Source organism: Gordonia sp. LMA167 (assembly GCF_058130025.1).
Window position 1 is genome coordinate 6,492,676 of sequence record NZ_CM176708.1, and the last position, 24,789, is coordinate 6,517,464.

Annotated in this window: 23 protein-coding genes; 12 read left to right on the forward strand and 11 right to left on the reverse strand. The window is 65.8% G+C overall.

What is annotated here, in order from left to right:
- Positions 1–14 precede the first annotated feature (14 nt).
- Positions 15–1,160: a thiolase family protein gene (locus ACVT6V_RS29155; RefSeq protein ID WP_489897529.1), complete on the forward strand. Its 1,146-nt coding sequence runs from the start codon at positions 15–17 to the stop codon at positions 1,158–1,160.
- A 114-nt stretch (positions 1,161–1,274) separates the two neighbouring features.
- Here ACVT6V_RS29155 and ACVT6V_RS29160 read toward each other — a convergent pair whose 3' ends face one another.
- Positions 1,275–2,480 carry a cytochrome P450 gene (locus tag ACVT6V_RS29160; RefSeq protein WP_489897530.1) on the reverse strand — a complete coding sequence of 402 codons (1,206 nt, stop codon included), beginning with the start codon at positions 2,478–2,480 and terminating at the stop codon, positions 1,275–1,277.
- Between the two features lie 124 nt (positions 2,481–2,604).
- On the opposite strand from ACVT6V_RS29160, the gene ACVT6V_RS29165 reads away from it, so the two are divergent.
- Entirely contained in the window at positions 2,605–3,390 is a 786-nt protein-coding gene (locus ACVT6V_RS29165; protein WP_489897531.1) for a coniferyl-alcohol dehydrogenase, read from the forward strand.
- 1,083 nt (positions 3,391–4,473) lie between these two features.
- On the opposite strand, the gene ACVT6V_RS29170 is transcribed toward ACVT6V_RS29165, so the two are convergent.
- From ACVT6V_RS29170 to ACVT6V_RS29195, 6 genes are all read right to left on the reverse strand, one after another.
- Complete coding sequence (locus tag ACVT6V_RS29170) at positions 4,474–5,268, reverse strand: SDR family NAD(P)-dependent oxidoreductase (protein ID WP_489897532.1); 795 nt, start codon at positions 5,266–5,268, stop codon at positions 4,474–4,476.
- 21 nt (positions 5,269–5,289) lie between these two features.
- On the reverse strand, positions 5,290–6,060 hold the full coding sequence (locus ACVT6V_RS29175) for an SDR family NAD(P)-dependent oxidoreductase (protein ID WP_489897533.1): 771 nt from the start codon (positions 6,058–6,060) through the stop codon (positions 5,290–5,292).
- 56 nt (positions 6,061–6,116) lie between these two features.
- The gene (locus ACVT6V_RS29180) at positions 6,117–6,878 is read right to left on the reverse strand and encodes a crotonase/enoyl-CoA hydratase family protein (protein WP_489897534.1); all 762 of its coding nucleotides are present in this window, start codon (positions 6,876–6,878) and stop codon (positions 6,117–6,119) included.
- 6 nt (positions 6,879–6,884) lie between these two features.
- Positions 6,885–8,072 carry a thiolase family protein gene (locus tag ACVT6V_RS29185; RefSeq protein ID WP_489897535.1) on the reverse strand — a complete coding sequence of 396 codons (1,188 nt, stop codon included), beginning with the start codon at positions 8,070–8,072 and terminating at the stop codon, positions 6,885–6,887.
- Between the two features lie 144 nt (positions 8,073–8,216).
- The gene (locus ACVT6V_RS29190) at positions 8,217–9,119 is read right to left on the reverse strand and encodes an enoyl-CoA hydratase/isomerase family protein (RefSeq protein ID WP_489897536.1); all 903 of its coding nucleotides are present in this window, start codon (positions 9,117–9,119) and stop codon (positions 8,217–8,219) included.
- 108 nt (positions 9,120–9,227) lie between these two features.
- A complete protein-coding gene (locus tag ACVT6V_RS29195) occupies positions 9,228–9,923 on the reverse strand; it encodes a PaaI family thioesterase (protein WP_489897537.1) in 696 nt (231 codons plus the stop codon).
- A 121-nt stretch (positions 9,924–10,044) separates the two neighbouring features.
- Between ACVT6V_RS29195 and ACVT6V_RS29200 the strand changes: the two genes are divergently transcribed.
- From ACVT6V_RS29200 to ACVT6V_RS29235, 8 genes are all read left to right on the forward strand, one after another.
- Positions 10,045–10,866 carry an enoyl-CoA hydratase/isomerase family protein gene (locus ACVT6V_RS29200; protein WP_489897538.1) on the forward strand — a complete coding sequence of 274 codons (822 nt, stop codon included), beginning with the start codon at positions 10,045–10,047 and terminating at the stop codon, positions 10,864–10,866.
- Positions 10,867–10,931: 65 nt separating this feature from the next.
- Positions 10,932–11,735, forward strand: a complete 804-nt coding sequence (locus tag ACVT6V_RS29205) for an enoyl-CoA hydratase/isomerase family protein (RefSeq protein WP_489897539.1) — start codon at positions 10,932–10,934, stop codon at positions 11,733–11,735.
- Positions 11,726–12,553 (forward strand): enoyl-CoA hydratase/isomerase family protein, encoded by an 828-nt coding sequence (locus ACVT6V_RS29210; protein WP_489901060.1) that lies wholly within the window; start codon positions 11,726–11,728, stop codon positions 12,551–12,553. Before ACVT6V_RS29205 ends, ACVT6V_RS29210 begins: the two co-directional genes overlap by 10 nt.
- 13 nt (positions 12,554–12,566) lie before the next feature.
- Positions 12,567–14,069 (forward strand): class I adenylate-forming enzyme family protein, encoded by a 1,503-nt coding sequence (locus tag ACVT6V_RS29215; protein ID WP_489897540.1) that lies wholly within the window; start codon positions 12,567–12,569, stop codon positions 14,067–14,069.
- 3 nt (positions 14,070–14,072) lie between these two features.
- Entirely contained in the window at positions 14,073–15,698 is a 1,626-nt protein-coding gene (locus ACVT6V_RS29220) for a class I adenylate-forming enzyme family protein (protein WP_489897541.1), read from the forward strand.
- An 11-nt stretch (positions 15,699–15,709) separates the two neighbouring features.
- A complete protein-coding gene (locus tag ACVT6V_RS29225; RefSeq protein WP_489897542.1) occupies positions 15,710–16,846 on the forward strand; it encodes an NDMA-dependent alcohol dehydrogenase in 1,137 nt (378 codons plus the stop codon).
- The gene (locus ACVT6V_RS29230) at positions 16,843–17,250 is read left to right on the forward strand and encodes a PaaI family thioesterase (RefSeq protein WP_489897543.1); all 408 of its coding nucleotides are present in this window, start codon (positions 16,843–16,845) and stop codon (positions 17,248–17,250) included. The genes ACVT6V_RS29225 and ACVT6V_RS29230 overlap by 4 nt, the downstream gene beginning before the upstream one ends.
- Before the next feature lie 56 nt (positions 17,251–17,306).
- Positions 17,307–18,128 (forward strand): mycofactocin-coupled SDR family oxidoreductase, encoded by an 822-nt coding sequence (locus ACVT6V_RS29235; RefSeq protein WP_489897544.1) that lies wholly within the window; start codon positions 17,307–17,309, stop codon positions 18,126–18,128.
- 315 nt (positions 18,129–18,443) lie between these two features.
- Here the strand turns inward: ACVT6V_RS29235 and ACVT6V_RS29240 are convergent, their stop codons facing one another.
- The 3 genes from ACVT6V_RS29240 to ACVT6V_RS29250 are packed head-to-tail and all read right to left on the reverse strand — an operon-like array spanning position 18,444 to position 22,179.
- The gene (locus tag ACVT6V_RS29240; protein ID WP_489901061.1) at positions 18,444–19,805 is read right to left on the reverse strand and encodes a flavin-containing monooxygenase; all 1,362 of its coding nucleotides are present in this window, start codon (positions 19,803–19,805) and stop codon (positions 18,444–18,446) included.
- Positions 19,805–20,950 (reverse strand): phosphotransferase family protein, encoded by a 1,146-nt coding sequence (locus tag ACVT6V_RS29245; RefSeq protein ID WP_489897545.1) that lies wholly within the window; start codon positions 20,948–20,950, stop codon positions 19,805–19,807. Before ACVT6V_RS29245 ends, ACVT6V_RS29240 begins: the two co-directional genes overlap by 1 nt.
- A complete protein-coding gene (locus ACVT6V_RS29250) occupies positions 20,947–22,179 on the reverse strand; it encodes a cytochrome P450 (RefSeq protein WP_489897546.1) in 1,233 nt (410 codons plus the stop codon). Before ACVT6V_RS29250 ends, ACVT6V_RS29245 begins: the two co-directional genes overlap by 4 nt.
- Before the next feature lie 136 nt (positions 22,180–22,315).
- Here ACVT6V_RS29250 and ACVT6V_RS29255 point away from each other — a divergent pair, with 136 nt between their 5' ends.
- The gene (locus ACVT6V_RS29255; RefSeq protein ID WP_489897547.1) at positions 22,316–22,894 is read left to right on the forward strand and encodes a TetR/AcrR family transcriptional regulator; all 579 of its coding nucleotides are present in this window, start codon (positions 22,316–22,318) and stop codon (positions 22,892–22,894) included.
- 136 nt (positions 22,895–23,030) lie between these two features.
- Positions 23,031–23,939 carry an LLM class F420-dependent oxidoreductase gene (locus ACVT6V_RS29260; protein ID WP_489901062.1) on the forward strand — a complete coding sequence of 303 codons (909 nt, stop codon included), beginning with the start codon at positions 23,031–23,033 and terminating at the stop codon, positions 23,937–23,939.
- A 22-nt stretch (positions 23,940–23,961) separates the two neighbouring features.
- On the opposite strand, the gene ACVT6V_RS29265 is transcribed toward ACVT6V_RS29260, so the two are convergent.
- On the reverse strand, positions 23,962–24,756 hold the full coding sequence (locus ACVT6V_RS29265) for an MBL fold metallo-hydrolase (protein WP_489897548.1): 795 nt from the start codon (positions 24,754–24,756) through the stop codon (positions 23,962–23,964).
- Positions 24,757–24,789 lie beyond the last annotated feature (33 nt).

Here is a 24,789-nt window from a genome sequence, read left to right on the forward strand (position 1 = left end):
AGGAGATCTGCGACATGAACGACGTGGCCATCATCGGGGTGGGAATGCATCCCTTCGGTCGATTCGAGGGAAAGACGGCGATGCAGATGGGCGCCGATGCCATCCGCGCTGCCCTCGCCGACGCCGGGATCGAGTGGAAAGACGTGCAATTCGCGGTCGGGGGTAGTTGGGAGGTCGCCAACCCGGATGCAATCGTGAGTCTCATGGGACTGACCGGGATACCGTTCACGAATGTTTTCAACGCATGCGCCACCGCGGCCAGCGCCACCGAGGCATGCACCGACGCGATCCGGTTGGGCAAGTATGACATCGGCATTGCCATCGGCCTCGACAAGCATCCGCGAGGCGCATTCACCGTGGACCCGACCCTGGTCGGCATGCCGAAGTGGTACGGGGAGAACGGCCAGTACCTGACCACCAAGTTCTTCGGGATGAAGGCCAACCGATACCTGCATGAGCACGGCATCTCGCAGGAGACCCTTGCCCGCGTCGCGGCCAAGAACTACCGCAACGGTGCGCTCAATCCCAATGCGTTCCGCCGCAAGCCGGTTCCCGAGGAGGAGATCCTCAACGCCCCGATGCTGAACTATCCGTTGACGCACTACATGTTCTGCGCGCCCGACGAGGGTGCGGCCGCCGTGATCATGTGCCGGGCCGATATCGCCGACCGATTCACCACGAAGCCGGTCTATGTGCGTTCGGTAGAGGTCCGGACGCGCACCTACGGCGCATACGAGGTCAACACGACCTTCGCACCCGTCGACGAGGTCGCCTCGCCATCAGTGTTCGCCGCACGCGCGGCGTTCGAGTCGGCCGGGGTCGCCCCCGAGGACGTCGGCGTGATCCAGCTCCAGGACACCGATGCCGGCGCAGAGGTGATCCACATGGCGGAAGCCGGCTTTTGTGCCGACGGCGACCAGGAGAAGCTGATCGCCGACGGCGCCACCGAGATCGGCGGGTCGATGCCGGTGAACACCGATGGCGGTCTGATCGCGAACGGCGAACCCATCGGTGCATCCGGATTGCGTCAGCTGCACGAGCTGGTCCTGCAACTACGTGGAACGGCCGGCGATCGCCAGGTTCCCGGTGATCCGACCGCAGGCTTCGCGCTCCTCTATGGTGCGCCCGGCACGGCCGGCGCGACCGTGGTCACCACCTGACCTGCAGGCACGCGAGAAGAGTTTCCTCTCACAGGGATACGTCAGAGGGCGGCTGGTCTGTCGACCGGCCGCCCTCTGACCACCCCTCGCACCCGCTTGAGTCGGGTCGGACGACTACCTCAGTACCCTGACCGGAACACGGTCGTAGCCGGCCACGTTCTGCATGCTGACGCGGGTGCAGTGCTCGAGGTCGACCTCGAACTGCGGCATGAAGTCGAGAATCCGTTCCAGCGCTATCGAACTCTCGAGGCGCGCCAAGGCCGCTCCGAGGCAGCTGTGAATCCCCAGGCCGAAGGCGAGGTTCTGCGCTTCGGACCGGTCACGGTCGATGTCGAAGGTGTCGGCGTCGGTGAACGCATCCGGGTCCCGGTTGGCCGATCCGAGCATCAGGAACACCGGTTTGCCCGCCGGGATCGTCACCCCGTGGAGGGTGACCTCCTTCATGGAGTAGCGGACGTTGTATTGATTGGGCGACTCGAATCGAAGTAGTTCCTCGACCGCGTCCGGCACCTTGGTGCGGTCTTCCTGCAACTTCTTCCATTGGTCGGGGAACCGGGCGAACGTGACCGGTGCACCGCCGATCAGCTTGGCGACGGTTTCGGCGCCGGCGCCACCGAGCAACGAGGCGAACATCGCGATCTCCATGTTGCTCAACGTCGGCGGTTCGTCATCGTCTCGCTCGATCTCGGCCTGCGTCAGCTTCGTGATCATGTCGTCTGCCGGGTTCTCACGACGTTCGGCGGCGAGACCGTAGTAGAACCTGGCCAGTTCGACGACGGCGTTGAACCCCACCTCCGACATCTCCATCTGCCCGACCTCACGTTGGAGCAGGTCATCGGTCCACAACCGCACCTGCGTGCGCGCATCCTCCGGCACCCCCAGCATCCGCGAGATGATCTCGATCGGGAACAGCGCCGAGAAATCGTGGACCATGTCGAAACCGGTCGGATCCACCTGCTGGAGAAATCGGTCGATCTGCTCGGCGGCCATGTCCCGCAATTCGGCGATCGCGCGAGGGGTGAACACCTTGCTGACCAGGCGGCGCATGTGCCGGTGCTCCGGTGGGTCGAGCACGATGATCGACTTGTGCGGCGGAATCTTTCCCTCACGTACCGTTGCGAGATCGATGCCGCGGGCCGAGGAGTAGGTGTCGAAATCGCGGTACGCGGGTGCGACGTCCTCATGCCGGCTCAGCGCGTAGAAGTCGTAGTGCTCGCTGTAGTACACCGGCGCCTCGTCGCGCATACGCCGGTAGATGTCATATGGATTGTCGAAGAACTCCCGCGAGAAGGGATCGAAGACGAGCTTCGTGTCGGTCACCTGCATCCTCCTGTACACCAGCGCCTCGCTCGGCATGATCCTCGCATATTTACTGTAAGCCATACTATAGTTACTACGGGCCTGGGGCCAACTGTTGACGCACTGCACTGGAATGGAGACAAGCATGGGATCGCCACAACGCAAGGTCGTCGTCGTGGGCGCGGGGTCGGGAATCGGGGCGGCGACCGCCGCCCACTTTCACGAGCTCGGCGACCACGTGCTCGCCGTCGACATCCGCGGCAACGACACCCCGGCAACCGAACACCGTGATGTCGATCTGCGGGACGCGGACTCGATTGCCGCCCTACTGCAATCCATCGGTTCGGGTTGGGATCTACTGGCACACGTGGCCGGGGTACCCGGCACCGCCCCGGACGCCGACGTGTTGCGGATCAACTACCTCGGCATGCGCCTCATGGCCGAGGGCATGCTGCCACTACTGAACCCGGGTGGGGCCATCGTCGCCGTCGCCTCCACGGCCGGCATGGCGTGGCAGCAGCGCCTCCCCCAACTCGAAGGCCTGCTGGCAGCGACCGATGCCGAGGCCGTCGAGCAGTGGCTCGCAACCCAGGAACCGGGGTACCCGGCGTACAACGCCTCGAAGGAAGCCGTGCTCGCGTACGCCAAACGTCTGTCCGGCCCGGCGTGGACCAAGTACGGCGTGCGGGTGAACACGGTGAGCCCGGGCCCCGTCGAGACACCCATCCTGGTCGACTTCGAGAAGTCGATGGGCAAAGACACATTGGAGATGGTCCGCGCCACCGTGGGACGACACGGCACCGTCGACGACATCGTGCCGGCGATCGCCTTCCTCGGCTCCCCCGAAGCACGCTGGCTCACCGGACAGAACCTCGAGGTCGACGGCGGCTTCATCGCGTCAATGATCGCGGGCCCGCCGATCCAGCTCTGACGCACGCGATGCCGCTTGTCGTGAGGTCGCCAGATTGACGGGGAGCCCCATCCTGAGATCGAGCAATCGACGAGCGGCAGCGCGCAACTCCCCTCCGCTGCCGAGTCGACGACAAAGGGCAGCAAGACGGCCTCGTCCGCTGCCGAGTAGACGACAAGCGTGCAACAGCCTCCCTTCGCTGGTCGAGTAGGCGACGAGCGAACGCGGAGACCCCCCTTTCGCTGATCGAGTAGGCGACGAGCGAACGCGGAGACCCCCATTCGCTGATCGAGTAGGCGACGAGCGAACGCGGAGCCCCCCATTCGCTGATCGAGTAGGCGACGAGCGGCAACGGAGACCCCCATTCGCTGATCGAGTAGGCGACGGGCGGCAACGGAGACCCCCTTTCGCTGATCGAGTAGGCGACGAGCGGCAGCGAGGAGACGTATCGAGATCCCCTGCCGCTCAACCGTTCAGCCACGACGCAAACAGACCCCGACCGCCCCGAAAAATTCTCTTGCACGTTCTTCCAAGAACGCCATCGCCCACGATGAGCTGATCAAACAGTCGGCCTTCGACATCCGCTGCCCGGCGCATCGCTTCGCGTACAACGCTTCCCCGATCCCTGAGGACGTCCGGAGCGCTAGCGAAGGACCGTCACGAAGGGCGGCCCTTCGTGACGCATCCTCGCAAGCTCGGAGGCTCCTCAGGGACCGGAGCTACGCGACCGAGGCGCTGACCGAATCGTTCGCCGAGTCACGATCGCCCCATCCCCGCCCACAACCGGCGCACGATGAACCTCAACAACGTGCCCACCGCCGCCTGAGCGCACCCGGCGACAACAGCCGCCAGGCGAGGGGCCCCTGCTGATCGAGTAGATTCCGAGCCGCCAGGCGAGGGACCGTATCGAGATCACCCACCCCAGGTCTCGATACGCGACTCACTTCGTTCGCTGCTACTCGACCAGCGAGATGTGACTCACTTCGTTCGCTGCTACTCGACCAACGAGATGCTACTCGACCAGCGAGATGCGACCGGACCCACGTGGTGCGCGGTACGCGCCACCGCCGCCGGCACCGTCTCTGCCGGTCGACCGATCTGCATCTACGTGAAGTCGGTACCACCGTCGACGTTGACGTTGGCGCCGGTCATGTACGAGTTTCGCCGTGACGCCAGGAACGCAACGACCGGGCCGACCTCCTCGGGCAGGCCGACCCGCGGCAGGTGGGCCGGGTGTCCGAAATGCTCGGTGATCGCAGCCATCAATGCGTAGGGATCGGCGGTGTCCACGCCGACCGACCGCGCCCAGGCGAGGAGCGAATCGGATGCGACGCTGCCCGGTGACACCACGTTCACCAGGATCTCGTCGGGTGCGAGTTGCAGCGACAGGTTCTTCGAGATGCTGGTCACCATCGACTTCGCCGCGGTGTAGGCGGCCAGCGATACCGTCTGTCGCTGAGTCGAACTCGCAGAGAAGTTCACGATTCGTGCCCACTCTGCCCGACGCAGCAGGTCCAACGCAGACCGGACGCAGTGCACGATGCCGAGCACTCCGTCGTCGAACGCGGTCCGCCACTGCTCGTCGGTCAGACTCTCCACCGTGCCGCGTACATTCGGGCCCACCGCGTTGACGAGAACGTTCACTGAGCCCCAACGACTGTCGAGGTCGTCGAAAGCCTGGTCAACCTGGGTGCTGTCACGCACGTCGACCACCATGCCCACCGCATCCGGGCTGCCCCGACCCTTCAGTTCGGTGACTGCGGTGTCGAGGTCGGCACGGGTTCGCGCCAGCAACGCGACCCGTGCCCCCTCATCGGCGAAGCACCGCGCGGCGGCCAAGCCCATCCCGCGGGCGCCGCCGGCCACGACGACGGAAGCATCACCCAATCCCAGATCCACAGCAGCTACCCGGAAGCCGACTCAGCGCGGCTGGAAACGCTGAGCGCCGTCGATGCGGACGACCTCGCCGTTGATGTAGGTGTTCTCCAACAGATACTGCGCCAGACCCGCGTATTCGTCCGGGGTGCCGAGCCGCTTCGGGAACGGGATGTTCGCCGCGAACTTGTCCAGCGCCTCATCGCCCAACAACTCCAACAGCGGGGTACGCATGGTTCCCGGCGCAATACTGTTGAGTCGGATCGCAACCGAGCTGAGGTCACGCGCACCGGTGAGTGTCAGGGAGATGACCCCGCCCTTGGCAGCCGAGTACGCCGACTGACCCATCTGACCTTCGAATCCCGCGATGGAACTCGTCATGACGATCGCGCCACGCTCCCCGTTGGGCTTCTTCTCCTGGGTGGCCAGCTTCGCCGCGGTCAGACGCAGCACGTTGTACGTCCCGGTCAGGTACAGGGCGATGGTATCGGTGAAACCCTTGCTGCTGTGCGGGCTCCCGTCTCGATTGACGATCTTCTCCAGCACACCGATTCCGCCGTGCGCGATCACGGCGTACCGCAGCGTTCCGAGTTCGTCGGCCTTGGCCAGTGCGGCGTTGACCGAGTCATCATCGAGCACATCGGTGTGCACATAGACGGCCTTGTTGCCCAGTTCGTCCGCAAGCGCCTGTGCCGGTTCGTCGTTGACGTCGGCGATGACCACCGCCGCCCCTTCGGCGTGCAGCTTACGCACGGTCGCGGCGCCCAGCCCACCAGCACCGCCGGTGACCAGAACCACTTCACCTTCAAATGACATGAATGTCCCCTCCGAGATTCGTGTGATGATCGATGTTTCAAACGTGCAGATGGATGTCAGGTGCCGGTCCAGTTCGGCTTACGCTTCTCCGCGAACGCGACCGCACCCTCCTGAGCGTCCTTCGACGCGAAAACCGGGACGATCGTCTCGATCAGCTTCTGCCACTTCTCATCCTCGGACCAGCTGCGCGACTTGGCGATCACTTCCTTCGTCGCGGCGATGGCAAGCGGCCCGTTCTCGGTGATGCGTTCGGCAAGAGCGATCGCCTCGTCCAGCGCGTTGCCATCCTCGGCCAGAACATTCACCAGGCCGTACTGCTCGCCCTGCTCGGCCGAGAAGCTGTCTCCGGTCAACGCCAACTCGAGGGCCTTCTGGTACGGAATTCGTTCGGGCAGACGGAACAAGCCGCCGGCACCGGCGACGAGACCGCGTTTGACCTCGGGGATGCCGAACCTGGCCGACCTGGCCGCCACGATCAGATCGGTCGCCAGCACGATCTCGGTTCCACCGGCCAGGGCGTAGCCCTCGACGGCCGCGATGATCGGCTTGGCGGGTGGCCGCTCGGTGAATCCCATGCCCCGGCCCTCGATGGCGACGATCTCACCAGCCGCGAAGGCCTTCAGATCCATCCCGGCGCTGAAGTTACCGCCGGCACCGGTGATGATCGCGACGGACAGGTTCGGATCCTCATCGAGTTCGTCGACCGCGTCCGCGATCGCCTGACTCACCGCGCGGTTGACCGCATTACGTGCCTGTGGTCGGTTGATCGTGATGATCAGGATTCGACCCCGACGTTCGAGTAGCACTTCATCTGACATGTCGTTTCAGCCCTTCACCTCAATGACGACAGCACCGCCCTGTCCGCCCCCCGCGCACATGGCGGCGACGCCGATACCGCCGCCGCGCCGCCGCAACTCGTAGAGCAAGGTGGTCACCATGCGTGCCCCCGATGCGGCGATGGGGTGGCCCAGGCTGCAGCCGCTGCCGGAGAAGTTCACCAAATCCTCGTCGATGCCGTATTCGCGGCACGCGGCGATCGGCACCGATGCGAAGGCCTCGTTGATCTCCCAGAGATCGACGTCCCCGACCCCGATACCTGCTCGCTCGAGGACCGGGCCGATCACCTTGACCGCCCCGAGGCCGCAATCACGCGGCGGCACACCGACCGATGCCCACGCCCGGACGGACGCCATGACGTCAAGCCCACGCGCGGCGGCGAAGTCGTTGTCGACCACGGTGACTGCGGCAGCAGCATCGTTCATGCCGCTGCTGTTACCGGCGGTGATCGAGAAGCCCTCGATCTCCGGATGCAGCACCGGAAGCGATGCCAGCTTCTCCAGCGACGTACCCCGGCGCGGGAATTCGTCGACGGCGAAATCGGTCATCGCACCGTCGGGCAACGTGACCTTGAGCGGCATGATCTCGTCGACGAACTTGCCTGCGTCGATTGCTGCGATGGCCCGCTCGTGGGAACGAACCGCCCAGGCGTCCATCTCGGGCCGGGTGATACCGACTTTCTTCGCGGTGTTCCAGCCCACGGTGATGGCCATGTCCATGGTGGGTGCATCCGGGGTCTCCGGATGACTCGGCGGAATCCAGGGCTCACGGAACGTCATCTCGGGCCCCGGCTCAGGTACCCGCCACTTCATCAGCGGGCCGGTGGACAGGGATTGCACACCACCGGCGACGACGACCTGTTCCATGCCCGAACCGATCTGTGCGGCGGCATTTCCGATCGCGGTCAGGCTGCCCGCGCAGTGGCGGCTGACGGCCTGCCCGGGCACATCATCCATCCCGTTGGCGGCGGCCGCATATCGCGCCAGGTCACCGCCGCCGTAGTTGGTCTCGGCGAAGATGATGTCGTTCACGTCGGAGGGTTCGAGACCAGATCTGCGGATCACCTCCGGCAGGATCGCGGTGGCGAGTTGTTCGGCGGACGTGTTCACGAGCGTTCCCTTGAAGGAACGCCCGATCGCAGTGCGTACGGCACCGACTAGGACGGGTGTGGGCATCGGTTCTCGACCTCGGTTCAACGGGCTGCGGACGCAGCGACGGACGTGGTTCGGTGGGTGGAGCGACTATCGGGTAGTTACCGTATAGGCAACAGTATAGGCTTCGGCGGCCTGCGTGAACCCCTCGCTTCCGATCGACGCGAGCTACAGTTCCGGCTCCGGGACGTGAAAATGCTCATCGCGAAGCCGGAACGCCTCCTTGGTGCCGTGTTCGGCGCGCGTCTTCACGAAGTTGAACTCGCCGGGAGAGAACTGCAAGTTGGTGCCGTAGGCGTGGAACATGTAGCTGGCGACCTCTTCCCCCTGGTAGGCCTGACTCTGTTCGACCAGGCGGAAGGCCTCTTTCGCGATGACGACACCGTCGGCCGGCATCTTGGCCGCCTTCTCCGCCCAGTAGCGGGCCCGCGCGGTGACGACGGTCGGATCGCAGGTCTCGGTGAAGACACCCAGATGTTCCACCGAGGCGGCGTCCACGATGTCGCCGGTCAACAAGAGTCGTCGGGCCAGGACGGGCCCCAGACGATGGAAGAACATGTGCAGACTGCCCAATGCCGGACCGAGGAAGCGCGTGGCCGGCATGCCGATTCGGGTATCCCGTGCGATGACCGAGATGTCGGTCATGAGGGCCATCTCGAACCCGCCGCCGAGAGCGAACCCGCTGATCTCACCCACCGTCACCTTCGGGAAGCCAAGGAACTCGTGGTAGAAGTCAAACGTCTTGCGGTCCACGATCAGTCGCCGACGCTGACTCGGCCGGCTCTTGGCGGGTGGTGTCGAACCGTTTGCCTGCCCGCCGTACCAGCCGTAGGCGTTGTTCATGTTCGCCCCGGTGCTGAACACCCCCTCGGCGCCCCGCAGCATGACCACGGTGATGTCATCGTCGTCGACCGCGATGTCGAGGCACCGAGCGATCTCGTCCCGCATCGCCTTGTCGTAGGAATTGCGCTGTGCCGGGTTGTTGAACGTGATCGTGGCGATTCGGCTGTCCTTGTCGAGGTCGAACAACACTCGACCGTCGGCAGTGGCATCGGCAGTGGCGTCGGCCATGTGATTCCTCTTCTCCTCAAGCTGCTACGCCGAGCTCGGCGAGTCCGAATTGATATGAGTCCGAATTCGGGGCGAGCCCCGAATCGGTTCGAGTTGCGCTGCTACCGGTCATCGGGGCTCGGCTCGTCGGGCACCGTACCGGCGCTGCGAGAGCTGCTCGGTGGACATGGCCACCGAGTCGAGTTCACCGGTGCACAGCAGCCGGCCGTCGAGAAGCAGGCGGGCCGTGCAATGTAGTCCACGCTCGGTCGCTTCCCGGGTGATGTCGAAGTCCAACGGCACCAACAGCGGAGTCGGCCTGCGATAGGTGAGGGTCAGCGACCGCGTCTTGCCCGCGACACCGACCGCGCAGTTGTGGTGCTGGATCACGCAGTCGAAGAACGCGGCGAGAAACCCACCGTGCACCAGTCCGGGTGGACCCTCGTAGAGCACCGGGAAGGTGACCGTTCCGCGAGCGCTGTCCCCTTCGATCTCGTCGAGACGGTATTCCGGGAAACTCGGGTTGAACGATCCGATGTCGAAGGCGTGATTGAGGTAGACCCGCTGGTCATCGGTCTGGTCGGGGCCGAAGCGCGGCCGGGGATCCGGCGGCACCGACATCGCCAGCTCATCTTCCCAGGTCCGTACCCGACCGATCAGCTCCTCGACAACGGGGTGCTCGTGTTCCAGCGAGATCAGCAGACCTGCGAGGCGGCGGAGCGCTCCAGCGGCCTCCCGGGTCTGCGCGAGTGGCTCCTCCCCGAAACGGAGATCGGTGCGGCCGTCAACCGTACCCACCCCAGACGCTTCTTCCTCCTGCGCCATGTGACCTCTTTCTATGGTGGCCGGTACCGCCAATCGCGATTCCTTGCTAACTTGTGGAAAGCTATAACGGTATTGCCTACCGTATAGGTAACAGTATCCCTCCGGAAGATGGGGCTCAACGGTGAAGGAAAATGGCGGTCCGCCGGGACCGGCCGGCGAGGTCCGGGTCGAGAGAGACGGTCCGCTGTTACGTCTCGTGCTCGACCGCCCGGATGCGCGCAACGCCCTCACCCCGCCCATGGTCGAGACCGTGATCGGTGCGCTCACCGCCGCGGCGACCGACGACGCGCTCCGGGCCATCGAGATCACCGGCGAAGGAGAGAACTTCTGCGGTGGCGCGGACTGGATCGCGACCAACAGCGGCGAGCGGAAGCGCCCCCGGTCCGGAGACCTCGTCCGTCGCATCCCGCACGCGGCGCACCGGATCATCGAACTGGTCCAGGACATCCATCTACCCGTGGTGTGCACCGTTCGCGGTTGGGCGGTGGGACTCGGCTGCAACCTCGCGCTGGCCGCCGACTTCGCCGTCGCCGCCGACGACGCTGTGTTCTGGGAGCCGTTCATGTCCCGCGGGTTCAGTCCGGATTCGGGTTCGACCTGGCTGCTACCCCGGCTCATCGGCATCGCGCGGGCCAAGAAGATGCTGCTCCTCGGCGACAAGGTCGGGGCGCGAGACGCCGAGGACTGGGGTCTGATCCACCAGTCCGTACCTCCCGACCAACTGGACGCGACCGCCGCTGAACTCCTGACGCGCCTGACCACCGGACCGACCATCGCCCTGGGCCTCGCGAAACAGGCCATCAGCCACGGTCAGCGCGCCACCTTGCCCGAGGCCATGAACCACGAACTCTATGCGCTCGAGCTCTCCTGTCGTACAGCAGATTTCAAAGAGGGTCTGACAGCATTCCGCGAGCGCAGGTCACCCGAGTTCGGCGGGCGATGACAACGGTCGCACCGACACCTCCCTGCCGGCCCGTCCGGCACCGTTCAGCACGAAGGGAATACCGAATGTCGTTCGACACCATCAAATACGAGGTCGATGGTCACACCGCGACCATCACGCTCAACCGTCCCGATGCTCTCAACGCGCTCAGTCCGCACATGATCACCGAGCTGCGCAGCGCCTACGCCGAGGCAGAGAACGACGACGAGGTCTGGACCCTCATTGTGACCGGCAGTGGACGTGCGTTCTGCACCGGCGCCGACGTCAAGGAAATCCCCGGCGACGGCAAGGTGATCAACGAACGCCCCTACCTGTCGACCTACGAGCAGTGGGAGGCACCGCAGGAGGGCACCCCGCCGTTTCGGACCATGGCCAAGCCGGTCATCGCAGCCATCAACGGCATCTGCTGCGGCGCCGGCCTCGACTGGGTGACCACCGGAGACATCGTCATCGCATCGGAGAAGGCCACCTTCTTCGATCCCCACGTCAGCATCGGGCTGGTCGCCGGACGCGAGGTCGTCCGTCTGGCGCGCGTGCTGCCCCGGTCGGTGGCCCTGCGGATGGCGCTGATGGGCAAGCACGAACGCATGAGTGCCACCCGCGCGCTCGAACTCGGCATGATCAGCGAGGTCGTCGATCACGACCAGCTCGTCGAACGCGCCCACGAGATCGCCCGAATCGTGAATGCCAATGCACCACTGGCGGTCCGCGGCACACGCCTGGCGATCCTCAAGGGCATCGACCTCCCGTTGCACGAGGCCGAGATGCTCGCCGAATCCTTCCGCGAACGGGTCACCCGGACCGAGGACGCGCTCGAAGGGCCCAGAGCATTCGTCGAGAAGCGCGCGCCCGAGTGGCAATGCCGATGATCGCCGACGCGTCGGACGATACCGATTTCGAGACGATCCTCCTCACCGTCGATGAGGCCGATCATGTCGGCACAATTACGCTGAACCGCCCCGATCGGCTGAACACCTTCGACCGCACCATGTGCCACGAGATGCGGCGGGCCTGGCATCTGGTGAAGTTCGACGAGCGGGTTCACGCCGTGGTCCTGCGCGCGGCCGGCGACCGGGCCTTCAGCGCCGGGCTCGATGTCAGATCGCCGTACGGACAGCCCGACAACATCTGGAACCACGAAGATCCCGGCGAGCTGTTGAGCCCGAAGTGGCAGAAGATGTGGAAGCCGGTGGTGTGCGCCGTGCAGGGCATGTGCACCGCGGGCGCACTGTATTTCGTGAATGAATCGGATGTGGTGATCTGCTCCTCGTCGGCGACCTTCTTCGATTCCCACGTCACCGCAGGATTGATCTCGGCCCTCGAGCCGGTCGGTTTGATGCGCCGGGTCGGGCTCGGCGATACCCTGCGCATCGCATTGATGGGCAACGATGAGCGGGTCGGCGCGGAGACCGCGTTGCGGATCGGACTGGTGACCGAGATCACCGCGCCCGACGACCTCTGGTCGCGGGCCCACGAGATCGCCGCGGGCATTGCCGCCAAGCCACCGACTGCCACCCAGGGCACGGTGAAGGCGATCTGGGAGTCGCTGGACAAACCGTACCGGGCGGCGATGGATCAGGGTCTGATCTACACCCGGCTCGGCAACCCGATCGCCCGATCGGAACTCACCGGGCCGGCACCCGGAACCACCCAGGCCGGGGCCACCGCAATTCCGAGGATTCGCTGATGGGGATGCACTGATGACCGACACCGGCGTAGACACCACGACCGCACATCGCCTCACCCGCCGCATCTCCGCGGTCCTGGACCTCGATCGCGACGCGGGCGCAATCGAATACGAGCAGCAGTGGATCACCTGGGGTCAGCTCGGCGACCTCGCCGCCGATATGGCCACCATCAGTGCTCAGCACGGCTGCAGTCCGACACCGCGGGTCGGGATTCTGCTGCGCAACAAACCCACCCACGTCGCCGCGGTTCTCGGTGTGCTGCTCGCCGGCGGGTGCGTGGTGACGATCAATCCGTCCCGGGGCGACGAGCGGACCCGGTCGGACATCACCGCACTAGGCTTGCCTCTGATCATCGGTGACGCCGCCGACCTCGCCCACCTCGTCGAACCGAATCCCCGGACCACGGTCGTCACCGTCGGCGAGATGACATCGCGGCCCGAGATCGCCGCCGCCCGCCAGCCGGTCACCGACACCGATGCTCGCCCGGGAGTCGCCGTTCTGATGTTGACGAGCGGGACCACGGGTCCTCCCAAACGAGTGGAACTCGGCTACGACATGCTCGCGCACAGTGTGTTGGGACCCGAGACCGACGACGACTCCGCACCGACCCGGCTCAGTTCCGGGGTCGCCATCGTCAACGCTCCGCTGGTGCACATCGGCGGCGTCTTTCGCACGCTGCAATGCATCGTCGCGGCGCGGCCATATGCGCTGCTGCCCCGCTTCGAACTCGCCACGTGGGCTGACGCGGTCCGGCGGCATCGTCCCAAGGCGGTGTCGCTGGTCCCGACCGCAGTGCGGATGGTACTGCATTCCGATCTGACCCGTGAGGACCTCGCCGGCATCCGAGTGGTCACCTCGGGGACCGCCCCACTGTCGGCCGACGACGCCGATGCGTTCACCGAGAAGTTCGGCATTCCGGTACTCACCTCCTATGCTGCAACGGAGTTCGGTGGCGGCGTCGCCGGCTGGAGTCTCGCCGACCATCGTGAGTACTGGACCCGCAAGCGTGGCAGCGTCGGCCGTGCCACGCCCGGATCACGGCTCCGTATCGTGAGCGACTCGGGCACCGAACTCGGGCCCGACGAGCCCGGACTCCTCGAGGTCCAACCCGCTCAACACGGTTCGTCGGCGCCGTGGATACGCACCACAGATCTCGCGCGAATCGATGATGACGGATTCCTCTGGATTCTGGGTCGCGCCGACCAGGCCATCATCCGCGGTGGCTTCAAGGTCATCCCAGAGGATGTCCGCACCGCCCTGGAGAGTCACCCCGCCGTCCGGGGCGCGGCCGTGGTCGGACGTCCCGATGCCCGACTCGGGGCGACGCCGGTGGCGATGGTGGAGTTGCGATCCGATGCAGACGTCTCCCCGGCCGAGTTGGGGAGTTATCTGTCGCAGCGCCTGGCCCGCTACGAGGTCCCCACCGTCATCGCCGTGGTGCGTGCCATCCCGCGCACCCCTTCGGGCAAAGCCGATCTGACGGCCGTCCGCCGTCACTTCGAGGAAGGTGAATGATCCGTGCCGGATGATCCGACAGCAACCATCACGACGCCGACCATCGCGACGCTGATCCGTGAGCGCGCCGCCCAATACCCGCACAAGCCCATGGTCGTCGACCCGACCACCCGGGTCAGCTACCGAGACCTCGATGACTCGACCCGCGCGCTGGCGGCTACTTTCGTGGAAGCCGGGATCGGCCCAGGAACCCGCGTCGGCCTGATCATGCCGAACAACACACGATGGGTGCAGATCGCTGTCGCCGTGACCCGGATCGGCGCCGTGCTCGTGCCGTTCAGCACGTTGCTGCCCGCACGCGAACTGACAGCGCAGCTCACCATATCCGGCGTCGCGCATCTGATCACCGTCGAAGAATTCCGTTCGCACCGGTACCTCGACGAGCTCGCCACTGCACTCGACGTCGACGCCCTGCGGCCCGGTGGCGTCGCGAATCCGTCAGTGCCCGCGCTGCGGCGGATCTGGACCGTCGACGAGGTGTTCCGGGAGCAGCGCTTTCCCGAGGTGCGGACCATCGTCGACGCTCTTGCCGACTCGGTCGCACCGAGTGACCCGATGGTCATCATCTTCACCTCCGGCAGCGCCGGAGCCCCGAAGGGCGTGATCCATTCCCACGCCGGCGCTCTCGGTGCCGTGGGGGCGGGACTGCGGGCGCGCTGTATCGACGCCGACACCCGGCTGTACCTGCCGATGCCGTTCTTCTGGGTCGGCGGCTTCGGTTCCGGGATTCTATCGGCGCTGTTAGCGGGGGCGACATTGGTGACCGAGGAGATCCCCAGCCCCGAATCGACGTTGCGATTACTCGAACACGAGCGGGTCACCCTGTTCCGGGGCTGGCCGGATCAGGCGGCCGCGCTGGCGAAGCGGGCGCCGGACTTCGACACCGATCTCTCCTCGCTGCGTGTGGGCAGCCTGGACGCGCTGCTGCCGCCGGGCATGCAGGGCGAGCGTGGCGCCCGCGCCAACCTGTTCGGCATGACCGAATCCTTCGGACCCTACTGTGGGTATCCCGCCGACCTCGACATGCCCCGGTCCGCCTGGGGGAGTTGCGGACAACCGTTCGACGGGATGGAGGTGCGGATAGCCGACCCCGACACCGGCGCGCCGCTGGCCACCGGACGCACCGGTGAGATCCGGCTGCGCGGCCCACATGTGCTGCAGGGCATCTGTCGTCGCGGTCGCGAGGATGTGTTCACGGCCGACGGCTTCTACCCCACCGGCGACCTGGGTCATCTCGACGATCAGGGCTTCCTGTTCTATCACGGCCGCTCCGACGACATGGTGAAGGTCAGTGGCGCAACGGTGTATCCGAGTGAGGTCCAAGCCGCTTTGACCACGATCGAGGGAGTCGACAACGCGTTCGTGACGCACGTCGACGGTCCCACCGGACCCCAGGTGGCCGCGGCCGTGGTCTGCCGAGCGGACATGACCGCCGACGACCTGCGGCATTCGGCCAAGCAGGTCCTGAGCACGTTCAAGGTGCCCACCGTCTGGCTGCTGCTGGAATCCGACGCCACGATCCCCCGCGGCGGCACCGGCAAGGTCGACGCCCGTGGGCTACGGGAGCTGCTCGACCGGGTCGACAAGCATTCCAGCAGAGCACAACCGGCAGCGGCCGGGACGAGGTGATCGGAGAAGCCATGAAGACCAGAGGCGCTGTCATGTGGGAGTCCGGCCAACGGTGGTCGGTCGACGAGATCGAGATCGGCGAGCCTCGCAAGGGCGAAGTGTTGGTGCGGATGGAGGCCGCGGGTCTCTGCCACTCGGATCATCATGTGGCCGCCGGTGACATACCGAAGGCCGCGTTCCCGATACTCGGCGGTCACGAAGGTGCCGGGGTCATCACGGCGGTCGGTGCGGGCGTCGACGATCTCGCCGTGGGCGACCACGTCGTCATGTCGTTCATCCCGTCCTGCGGCAAGTGCCGATCGTGTCAGTCGGGCAACCGAAATCTGTGCGACATGGACGCCGATCTCCTCGGTGGCAGGTCGATCTCGGACGGCACGTTCCGCATTCAGGCCTCCGGGCGGGACGTCTATCCGATGTCTCTGCTCGGCACCTTCGCGCCCTACGCCGTCGTCCATCAGACGTCGGTCGTGAAGATCGATCCGTCCATCCCGTTCGAGATCGCCTGTCTGGTGGGCTGCGGTGTCACCACCGGCTACGGGGCCGCGGTGCACACCGCCGACATCCGGCCCGGCGACGACGTGGCCGTGATCGGTGCGGGCGGGGTGGGTTCGGCAGCGCTGCAGGGTGCGCTGTTGTCGGGTGCCCGCCGGGTGTTCGTGGTCGACCCGGACGAGTGGAAGCAGCAGCAGGCCCGCAAGTTCGGCGCGACTGAGGCGTTCGGCGATCTCTCATCGGCCGCACATGCCATCGCCGAGGCCACCGGCGGGCGTATGTGCAAGACGGTGCTGGTGACGGTCAGCCGATGTGATGGCCGTGAGGTGGAGTCGTGGCTGAACCTCACCGCCAAGAACGGTACCTGCGTGATCGCCGGCATGGGTAGCGTGACCGCCAGCGAGGCCGCGCTCAATCTGTCACTGTTGTCCACGACGCAGAAGAAGCTGTGCGGCAGCGTCTTCGGTGGCGGCAACCCGCATCTGGACATTCCGGAGACGTTGGCGCTGTACAAGCTCGGCGATCTGCGGATCGACGACATGGTCACGCGTGAGTACCGTCTGGACCAGATCAACGACGGGTTCCGGGACATGATCGACGGCCGCAACATCCGCGGAGTGATTCGTTTCACCGACGAGGATCGGCAGAACGTATGAGTCTCACGGAGATGTCGGACATCCATGATCTCTTCGGACAGATCGGGTTCGGGGAGGCCTTTCACGACGGCGACGAGTTGGTCGTGGAACTGCCGGTCGCACCGCACATCATCAACACCCGCGGCGGCATCCAGGGTGGCCTGATCGCGACTCTGATCGACGTCGTCGCCGGATTGCACGTCACCGAGAACAGCACACCCGAGAACGGTGCGGTCACATCCGACATGAACATCCGTTACCTGCGACCCATCGTGTCGGGCACGGCCCGCGCCCGATCCCGGATCGTTCACTCCGGACGCCGATCGGCGATCGTCCAGGTCGAGGTCTACGGCACCGAGCCGGAGAAACTCGCGGCGTTGGCCACCGTCAATTTCGCCCGCATCACGACTCCGGCTGCCCACTAACGAACCTCAAGCACCCGCTGAGCGGTCGCAGGTGCGGCCGACGAACAGGAGCCGACATGGCAGATCGTCTTTCCGGCAAGGTCGCCTTCATCACCGGTGTCGCGCGTGGCCAGGGGCGCGCACACGCGATACGCATGGCCGCCGAGGGCGCGGACATCATCGGGGTGGACCTCGCCGGTCCGCTACCCGAGTTCGTGCCCTATCAGTCGGCGACGCGTGATGACCTCGACGAGACGGTGAAGCTCGTGGAGGCAGCGGGTGGTCGCATCTGCATCGCGGTCGCCGACACCCGCGACCTCAACGCTCTCAGGGCAGCTGTCGAGGCCGGCGTCGCCGAGTTCGGACGGCTCGACGTCATCGTCGCCAACGCGGGGATCGCCGCACCACAACCCTGGGACCAGATCACCGCCGAACACTTTCGCGAACTCGTGGACATCAACGTGACCGGGACCTGGAATGCGGTGATGGCGGGGGCACAGCGGATCATCGATGGTGGACAAGGGGGTTCGATCATCCTGATCAGCTCTGCGGCGGGACTGAAATTGCAGCCGTTCATGGTTCACTACACCGCGAGCAAGCACGCGGTCACCGGTCTCGCACGCGCCTTCGCCGCCGAACTCGGCAGGCACCGGATACGGGTCAACAGCGTTCATCCCGGCCCGGTGAACACCCCGATGGGAACCGGCGACATGGCCGCTCGGGTGATGAGTGCGACCGAGAGCAATCCGCAACTCGCCCACATGCTGACGCCGTTCCTGCCGGACTGGGTCGCCGAGCCCGAGGACATCGCCGACACCGTGCTCTGGTTGGCCGGCGACGAGTCCCGGCTCGTGACCGCGTGCGCGATCCCGGTCGATCAGGGCAGCACCAAGTACTGATCCGAAACGTTGGCGGAGCGTCGACAACCGCTGGCCGTGAGGAGCCTCCGAGCCTGCGAGAAACAGCACCGACTCCGCTCCCTGAGGAGCCTCCGAGCCTGCGAGAAACAGCACCGACTCCGCTCCCTGAGGAGCCTCCGAGCCTGCGAGAAACAGCACCGACTCCGCTCCCTGAGGAGCCTCCGAGCCTGCGAGAAACCGCACCGACTCCGCTCCCTGAGGAGCCTCCGAGCCTGCGAGGATGCGTCACGAAGGGCGCCACCATCGTGACACTCCGCCGCCGCCTGACTCCTCAGAGAGCGAAAAGCGCCCGCCTCACGCGGGCCTCAGCGCTGACCTCGTGAACGACGGCTCCTGCTGCTTGGCGCGTGCGACGCCGGCCGGAAGTTCGCGCGTGCGGATGTCGTGCTCGTAGACGAAGTAGTCGACCTGCTGGGTGTGGCGGGGCGACGGCGTGGTGTGCCCGTTGTGCATCTGCATGTCCGCGTCGATGGTGCGTTCCATCTCGTCGATCGGCGGCAATGCGTACCGGCCGACGGCATAGGCGCCCAGCAGGCGGGACTGACATTCGACGAACGGGAAGAGGGTCGGCACCGACTGCGCGAACCCGATGAACGCCAGATTGTCGATGCCGGGTCTGAACATCCGCTTGTACAGCCGGATCTGGTTGCCGGGTGCGCTGATGAAGTCCGGGTCGAAGAACGGGAAGGTGATGTTGTAGCCCGTGGCGTAGACGATCACATCGAACACGTCGTTGGTGCCGTCGTCGAAATGGACTGTGTCGCCGTCGAGGCGGGCGACGTTCGGCTTCGGGATGACATCCCCGGAGCCCAGTCGCAACGGGAGCTCCACAGACTGGGTGGGGTGCGCCTCGAACAGCTTGTGGTTGGCCGGCGGCAACCCATAGAGCGTGGGGTCGGTACCCATGATCGGCATCATCTTCTGCAATGCCTTGCGTTGCCAGGACAGCGGCAGGTGTGGCGTGGTCCGCCAATACTTGTCGCCCGGCTTGCCGGCGATGTACTTGGGCACGATCCATGCGCTCGAACGAGTGGACAGGGTGACCTTGTTGGCCAACGCTTTCGACGACAGTTCCACGGTGATGTCGGCGGCACTGTTACCGATCCCGACCACCAGGACCCGCTTGCCGGTCAGTTCCAGTGGCGTGTGCGGATCGATGTAGTTGTGGGAATGTATCGATACGCCGGAGAACTCGCCCGGGAAGTCGGCATACCGCGGATCCCAGTGGTGACCGTTGGCCACCACCAGAAAGTCGAACTCGCGACGCCGGCCGGCCTGGTCGTCAATCAGCCACCGACCGTCGCCTGCCCGCTCCGCATGGGTGACACCGTTGGTCAACTCGATCGCATCGAGCAGATCGAACGCCTCGGCGTAGGCGTCGAGGTAGGCCTTGATCTGGGAATGGTGAGGAAAGTCCGGATAGTCCTCCGGCATCGGGAAGTCCTTGAAGGACAACCGGTGTTTGGAGGTGTCGATGTGCAGCGACCGGTAGGCGCTGCTGTGTCCGTTCGGGTTGCCGAAGGCCCAGTTACCGCCGATCCGGTCTGACGACTCGAACGTCGTGTACTCAATACCGTAGTCGCCGAGCATCTTTCCCGCGGTCAGGCCGCTGATGCCCGCGCCGATGATCGCCGTGCGCGGCCCTGGCGACGCCATCATGCCTCCTGCGTTTCCACGGGTCCCACGCCGGACGTGGAGGCGTGAACCAACGACAGGGTGTCGAGGTCGCGGATCGCCTGACATCCGCGTTCGATCATCGTCACGAACATCGTGCTGCCCCGTTCGGTCTCCACCGAGGTGGCCACGGCAATACATGGGATCAACAACGCCTGGATCATCCCCCGGCGATAGTCGTCCCAGCAGAGATCACGCGGGTAGTCGACGACGCCGTACCCACGGAGCTGCTCGTGGTAGACGTCCACGAGGTGCGCCTCGATCGAACGACGCAGCGCCGGTTCCAGACTGGTTCCGGCGAAGTAGGCGAGATCGCGAGCGGGGAGGCCGACACCGAGGGTCTGCCAGTCCACCACTGCCAGCCGCTCATCGCCCTCGTGGAACAGCAGGTTGTCGAGCCGGTAGTCACCGTGCAGCAGCGCGTACCTGGCGGGTTCGGTGATCAACCAGTCGAGCACGCATCCCATCGCCGCTGCCAGGGTGGTGTGATCCTCGGGACGGAGTCGGTCGCCGATCTTGCCCAGGGTCAGATCGACACTCATCACCGCGAAATCACCCAGGCCGCGCATGGCGTCGTCGTCGCGCAGATTGAAGGCCAGGCCGTCGAAGTCTCGCCAGTAAGGATCATTCCACGTCGGCCCGTGCAGTCCGGCGAGCGCGCGGGCCGCCAACTCGGCGTCGGCCGGGCCGCACCCGGCGAGCTGATCCCCTTGCACCGCCCCGTGTTGATCGGCCAGGAGCAGGACGAAGTCGAGGGCGTCCTCGCTGATCTCGACGTGATAGCACTCGGGTGCCGGCACACCGACGTGCTCGTTGACCGACGCGTAGAACGCGCACTCGCTGCGATAGCCGAAGCTGACGGAGCGACGCACCTCGTCGTCGGCGGCGGGCAGCTTGACCACGAAGGTATCCGGCAGCTCAGTGGGCCGCGTCAGATACCGCGGCACCACCCGGAACGTCGCGCCGACCTGCCCGGTGCCGATCGCCGTAACGTCGACGCCGTCGATGGCCACGTCGTGGCCGTGGGAGCGCAAGACCGAAGTCAGCCATTCGCCGGTGACGTCGGCCGGGAATCGCGGAATCGCCGCGACCGTGTCGGTGTGCACGTGGTTCACGTTGTCGCTCATATCACCTCGTATCTGATCGGAAGTCGCTTGAGCCCGCCGACGAACGTGGTGGCGGTCGATTCCGGCTGCCCGGCGAGCTCAACATCACGAAGTCGGGGCAGCAGTTCGGTGAAAAAGCTGTTGACCTCCATCCGGGCGAGCGCGGCCCCGAGACAGAAGTGCACGCCGAACCCGAACGCGACGTGTTTGTTGATCTCTCGTCCGACGTCGAACCGGAACGGGTCCACGAACGCGTCCTCGTCGCGGTTCCCGGACACGTACGACAGCAGCAACGAGTCGCCTGCCGCGATCGGCACGCCACCGACTTCGGTGTCGACGGCGGCAGTCCGCATGAACGCCTTGACCGGGGTCACCCAGCGGATCATCTCTTCGGTCGCGGTCGGCATCAGTTCGAGCTCGTCGGTCAGCCTGCGGCGCTGGTCGGGATGTTCGATGAGGGCACGCAAGCCGCCGGAGATGGTCGACGTCGTGGTGTCGTGGCCGGCGGTGGCGATCAACGCGTAGTAGGAGACGGTGTCGATGTCGCCGAGTGGTTCGTCGCCGATGGTGGCGTTCGCGATCGTCGACGCCATGTCGTCGGTCGGCTGTTGGCGGCGGCGCGCGGTCAGCGCGGTGAAGTACTCGAACATCTCCAGCAGCGCCGCCATCTGATCATCGGCATCACCGCGCTGGAACTCCGAGTCCTGGGATCCGACGAGTTCCTGGGTCAGCCTCAGCATCAGCGGTAGGTCGGACTCAGGTACGCCGAGCAGCGACATGATCACGTACAGCGGAAAATTGACCGCGACCTCGCGGACGAAGTCGCATTCGCCGCCGGCGTCGCGCAGTTTGTCGACATGGATCCTGGCGAGTTCGTCGATCCGCTCCTTCATCGCCTTGAGCGCCGTGGGACGAAACCAGTCCAACGCCACGGCCCGCATGACGCGGTGCTCGGGATCGTCCATGTGGATCAGCGTGCGGATCTGCACCGCCGCCTGGAGCTCCTCCTGGTTCGCGGTCATCAGGACCGGCCGCGGCGAGTTCGTGAAGAGGTTGTTCTGGCGTTCGACGGCCATGATGTCGGCGTGCTTGGTCACCGCCCAGAACGGACGGTAGCCCGGCGCGTCGATGTAGGACACCGGCGCGTGGGCACGTAGGTGGCGCAGTGCCTCGTGGATTCGGTCGTCGTCGGCATACGCCGTGGGATCGGCGACGGTCCGCGCCGCTTCGTCGATCGTGGGTGCGCTCATCGGCGACTCCTGGTTGAAGGATGACGTCGGCATGGTTGGCGGCTCGATGTCTCTGCGCCCGGTTGACGGGTTCGCCGGCCGCTCACGGCCCCCGGCGGTGTCCCCAGGCCGTCGACGCCGTGGCTACGATGCGTCCATGGCCAAGCCGCTGATCCCGGTCGACACGATTTACGAGCACGCGCTGGAACTTCTCGACGCGGAGGGAGATGCGGCGTTGAGCACGCGCCGCATCGCGACCGACCTGAGGATCTCGACGCGCACCCTCTATCAGCAGGTGGGCAATCGGGAGCAGTTGATCCGCGCGCTGGTGGCCCGCCATCTGTCGCGACTGACGCTCGATTTCCACGCCTACGACGAGTGGGAGACCACGGCGCTGCAGTGGTGCCTCGGCCTGCACGACGCGTTGCGCGCGCATCCCTACCTGACCGAATTGATGACGATCGACGACGGAGATGCCGTCCTGGGATACGTGTACGAGTTGGCGACGGCCGCACGCGGGGAGGGGTTCGATCCCGCGCTGGCCGACGAGTGCTGCCGAGCGCTGGTCAGCCTCACCATCAACCACACGATCATGGAGGTGCGGGGCCTGCACAACGCCGAACTCTCCCAGCGCGATCCCGATGCCGGGGTCAAGAACCAGGCCACGTTCGTGCAGTCGATCCGGTGGATGCTCGCCGGCGTGAGGGTCCAGACGGCGAGCGACAGCCGACGGTGATCCCACCCGGCGGTGACGCCACGTGAGATCCCCCGAAACAACCGCAGACGCTGGCACATCTCCTACTGTAGCGCATACAGTATAGATTTCTACACGTTCGACAAAGGAGTGTGCGCCGATGACATCGGCCGGTCAGCTGAGGTTCGTTCTCGAGTATCCGAGTGAATTGCCGTCCGCACCCGACGACTTCCTGCACCCCCATGTCGTCCGTGACACCGTCATCCAGGCGGAGGAGTCGGGGTTCTCCGGCATCGCACTGAGCGAACACCCCGCGCCGTCGGCGAAGTGGCGTGGCAACGGTGGACACAATACCCTCGATCCGATTGCCGCACTGAGCTTCATGGCCGCCGTCACCACCGAGATCAGGCTGATGACGAACCTGTACGTACTGCCGTTTCGCACTCCCTATCTGTCCGCGAAAGCGTTGGGCAGCCTGGACATCATCTCGGGCGGTCGGCTGGTGGCCGGGGTCGGCGCGGGCTATCTGCGATCGGAGTTCTCCGCGGTCGGTGTCGACTTCGAGCGCAGGGCAGCACTGTTCGACGAGACCCTGACCGCTCTGCGATCGATCTGGACCGATCCACAGACGCCGGTGAGCGGGCGCGGCTTCGCTGCGACCGGGCCGCTCTGGTTGCAGCATCCGACGCAGCGCCCACACCCGCCGATCTGGATCGGTGGCAACAGCCGGGCCGCGATACGTCGGGTGGTCGAGCACGGTGACGGATGGATGCCGTTGATCGTCGACAAGGCGATGGCGTCGGCCATCCGCACGGCGGCCATCGAGACGCCGGCCGAGTTCTCCGAGGAGTTGGGTGTGCTCCGGACACGATTGGCCGACGCGGGCCGTGATCCGGACTCGATCGACATCCAGGTGATCTGCCCGCCAACCGATCTGGACGACACGGAGTCGGTGAAGGCGGCGCGAGGTTTTCTCACCGATCTCAGCGGCCGCGGTGCCACGTGGGCCGTGGTGCACGTCGACGGCTCCACCCCACAGGCCGCACTGAACTACATCAAACGGTTCGGGGAGATGTTCATCGACTGATCGGGTCTGTGCTCACACCAGTTCATCGCGGCCCCGCGCCCAGCCGAGCGCCCGGATCGAGTTCGGTCGCTGCACAACCACGTTCGCGTGCACGCCGGACGAAGTCCGAGCCGGGACCGTAGAAACGGTCGGGACGGATACGGTTCAGGCCGATCGGCCACAGGGTGCCGAAGTGGATCGGCACGGTCAGACGCGCCCTGAGCGACTCCGCTGCCAAGGCGGCACGCTGCGGATCCATGTGACCGGCTCCCAGTGTCGGCCCCCACCCACCGACCGGTAGCAACGCGACATCGCAGTCGCCCGCCCAGTCGGCGAGATCCGGATAGAGGTCGGTGTCCCCGGCGAAGTAGGTGGTCGCCTCGCCGGAGATGACGTACCCGAGCGCCGACGTCACAAACGGTCCCCGCCGCCATCGCCTCCCGTCGTGTTCGGCGGGGACCGCGCGGATGGTGAGCTCACCGATGGCCGTCTCGTCCCCGGGTTCGACCTCGATCAGCCGGTCACCGAGCGTCTTGAGTGCAGGCAGGACATCCGGCGCGCGAGCGGGCACCACGATCGGGACGTCGTCGGCGATCATGCGCAACGACGGCAGGTGGGTGTGATCGGCGTGGAGATGCGAGAGCACGACGACATCGGGGGCGCGCACGGCCGCTATGGCCGGTACCGGACCGCGGCGTCGCCGCAGGTGCGCCACGCGGGAGGTCAACACCGGGTCGGTGAGCACGGTCGTCGCACCATCGCGGATCAGTGTGGTGGCGTGTCCGAGCCAGTCGACGCGCGGGCATCGCGCGCTGTGGTCGTCCGGTGCACCGCTCATGCCACTACGATCGCAAAACGAGCGAAAGGACGC

What these genes read in the sequence shown, in the direction of transcription:
- ACVT6V_RS29175 (WP_489897533.1), bottom strand. Translation starts at nt 6,060, where the DNA reads ATGTCATTTGAAGGTGAAGTGGTTCTGGTCACCGGCGGTGCTGGTGGG.
- ACVT6V_RS29165 (WP_489897531.1), top strand. Translation starts at nt 2,605, where the DNA reads ATGGGATCGCCACAACGCAAGGTCGTCGTCGTGGGCGCGGGGTCGGGA.
- ACVT6V_RS29205 (WP_489897539.1), top strand. Translation starts at nt 10,932, where the DNA reads ATGTCGTTCGACACCATCAAATACGAGGTCGATGGTCACACCGCGACC.
- ACVT6V_RS29180 (WP_489897534.1), bottom strand. Translation starts at nt 6,878, where the DNA reads ATGTCAGATGAAGTGCTACTCGAACGTCGGGGTCGAATCCTGATCATC.
- ACVT6V_RS29155 (WP_489897529.1), top strand. Translation starts at nt 15, where the DNA reads ATGAACGACGTGGCCATCATCGGGGTGGGAATGCATCCCTTCGGTCGA.
- ACVT6V_RS29190 (WP_489897536.1), bottom strand. Translation starts at nt 9,119, where the DNA reads ATGGCCGACGCCACTGCCGATGCCACTGCCGACGGTCGAGTGTTGTTC.
- ACVT6V_RS29225 (WP_489897542.1), top strand. Translation starts at nt 15,710, where the DNA reads ATGAAGACCAGAGGCGCTGTCATGTGGGAGTCCGGCCAACGGTGGTCG.
- ACVT6V_RS29250 (WP_489897546.1), bottom strand. Translation starts at nt 22,179, where the DNA reads ATGAGCGCACCCACGATCGACGAAGCGGCGCGGACCGTCGCCGATCCC.
- ACVT6V_RS29235 (WP_489897544.1), top strand. Translation starts at nt 17,307, where the DNA reads ATGGCAGATCGTCTTTCCGGCAAGGTCGCCTTCATCACCGGTGTCGCG.
- ACVT6V_RS29230 (WP_489897543.1), top strand. Translation starts at nt 16,843, where the DNA reads ATGAGTCTCACGGAGATGTCGGACATCCATGATCTCTTCGGACAGATC.
- ACVT6V_RS29240 (WP_489901061.1), bottom strand. Translation starts at nt 19,805, where the DNA reads ATGGCGTCGCCAGGGCCGCGCACGGCGATCATCGGCGCGGGCATCAGC.
- ACVT6V_RS29265 (WP_489897548.1), bottom strand. Translation starts at nt 24,756, where the DNA reads ATGAGCGGTGCACCGGACGACCACAGCGCGCGATGCCCGCGCGTCGAC.
- ACVT6V_RS29245 (WP_489897545.1), bottom strand. Translation starts at nt 20,950, where the DNA reads ATGAGCGACAACGTGAACCACGTGCACACCGACACGGTCGCGGCGATT.
- ACVT6V_RS29215 (WP_489897540.1), top strand. Translation starts at nt 12,567, where the DNA reads ATGACCGACACCGGCGTAGACACCACGACCGCACATCGCCTCACCCGC.
- ACVT6V_RS29255 (WP_489897547.1), top strand. Translation starts at nt 22,316, where the DNA reads ATGGCCAAGCCGCTGATCCCGGTCGACACGATTTACGAGCACGCGCTG.
- ACVT6V_RS29185 (WP_489897535.1), bottom strand. Translation starts at nt 8,072, where the DNA reads ATGCCCACACCCGTCCTAGTCGGTGCCGTACGCACTGCGATCGGGCGT.
- ACVT6V_RS29210 (WP_489901060.1), top strand. Translation starts at nt 11,726, where the DNA reads ATGCCGATGATCGCCGACGCGTCGGACGATACCGATTTCGAGACGATC.
- ACVT6V_RS29195 (WP_489897537.1), bottom strand. Translation starts at nt 9,923, where the DNA reads ATGGCGCAGGAGGAAGAAGCGTCTGGGGTGGGTACGGTTGACGGCCGC.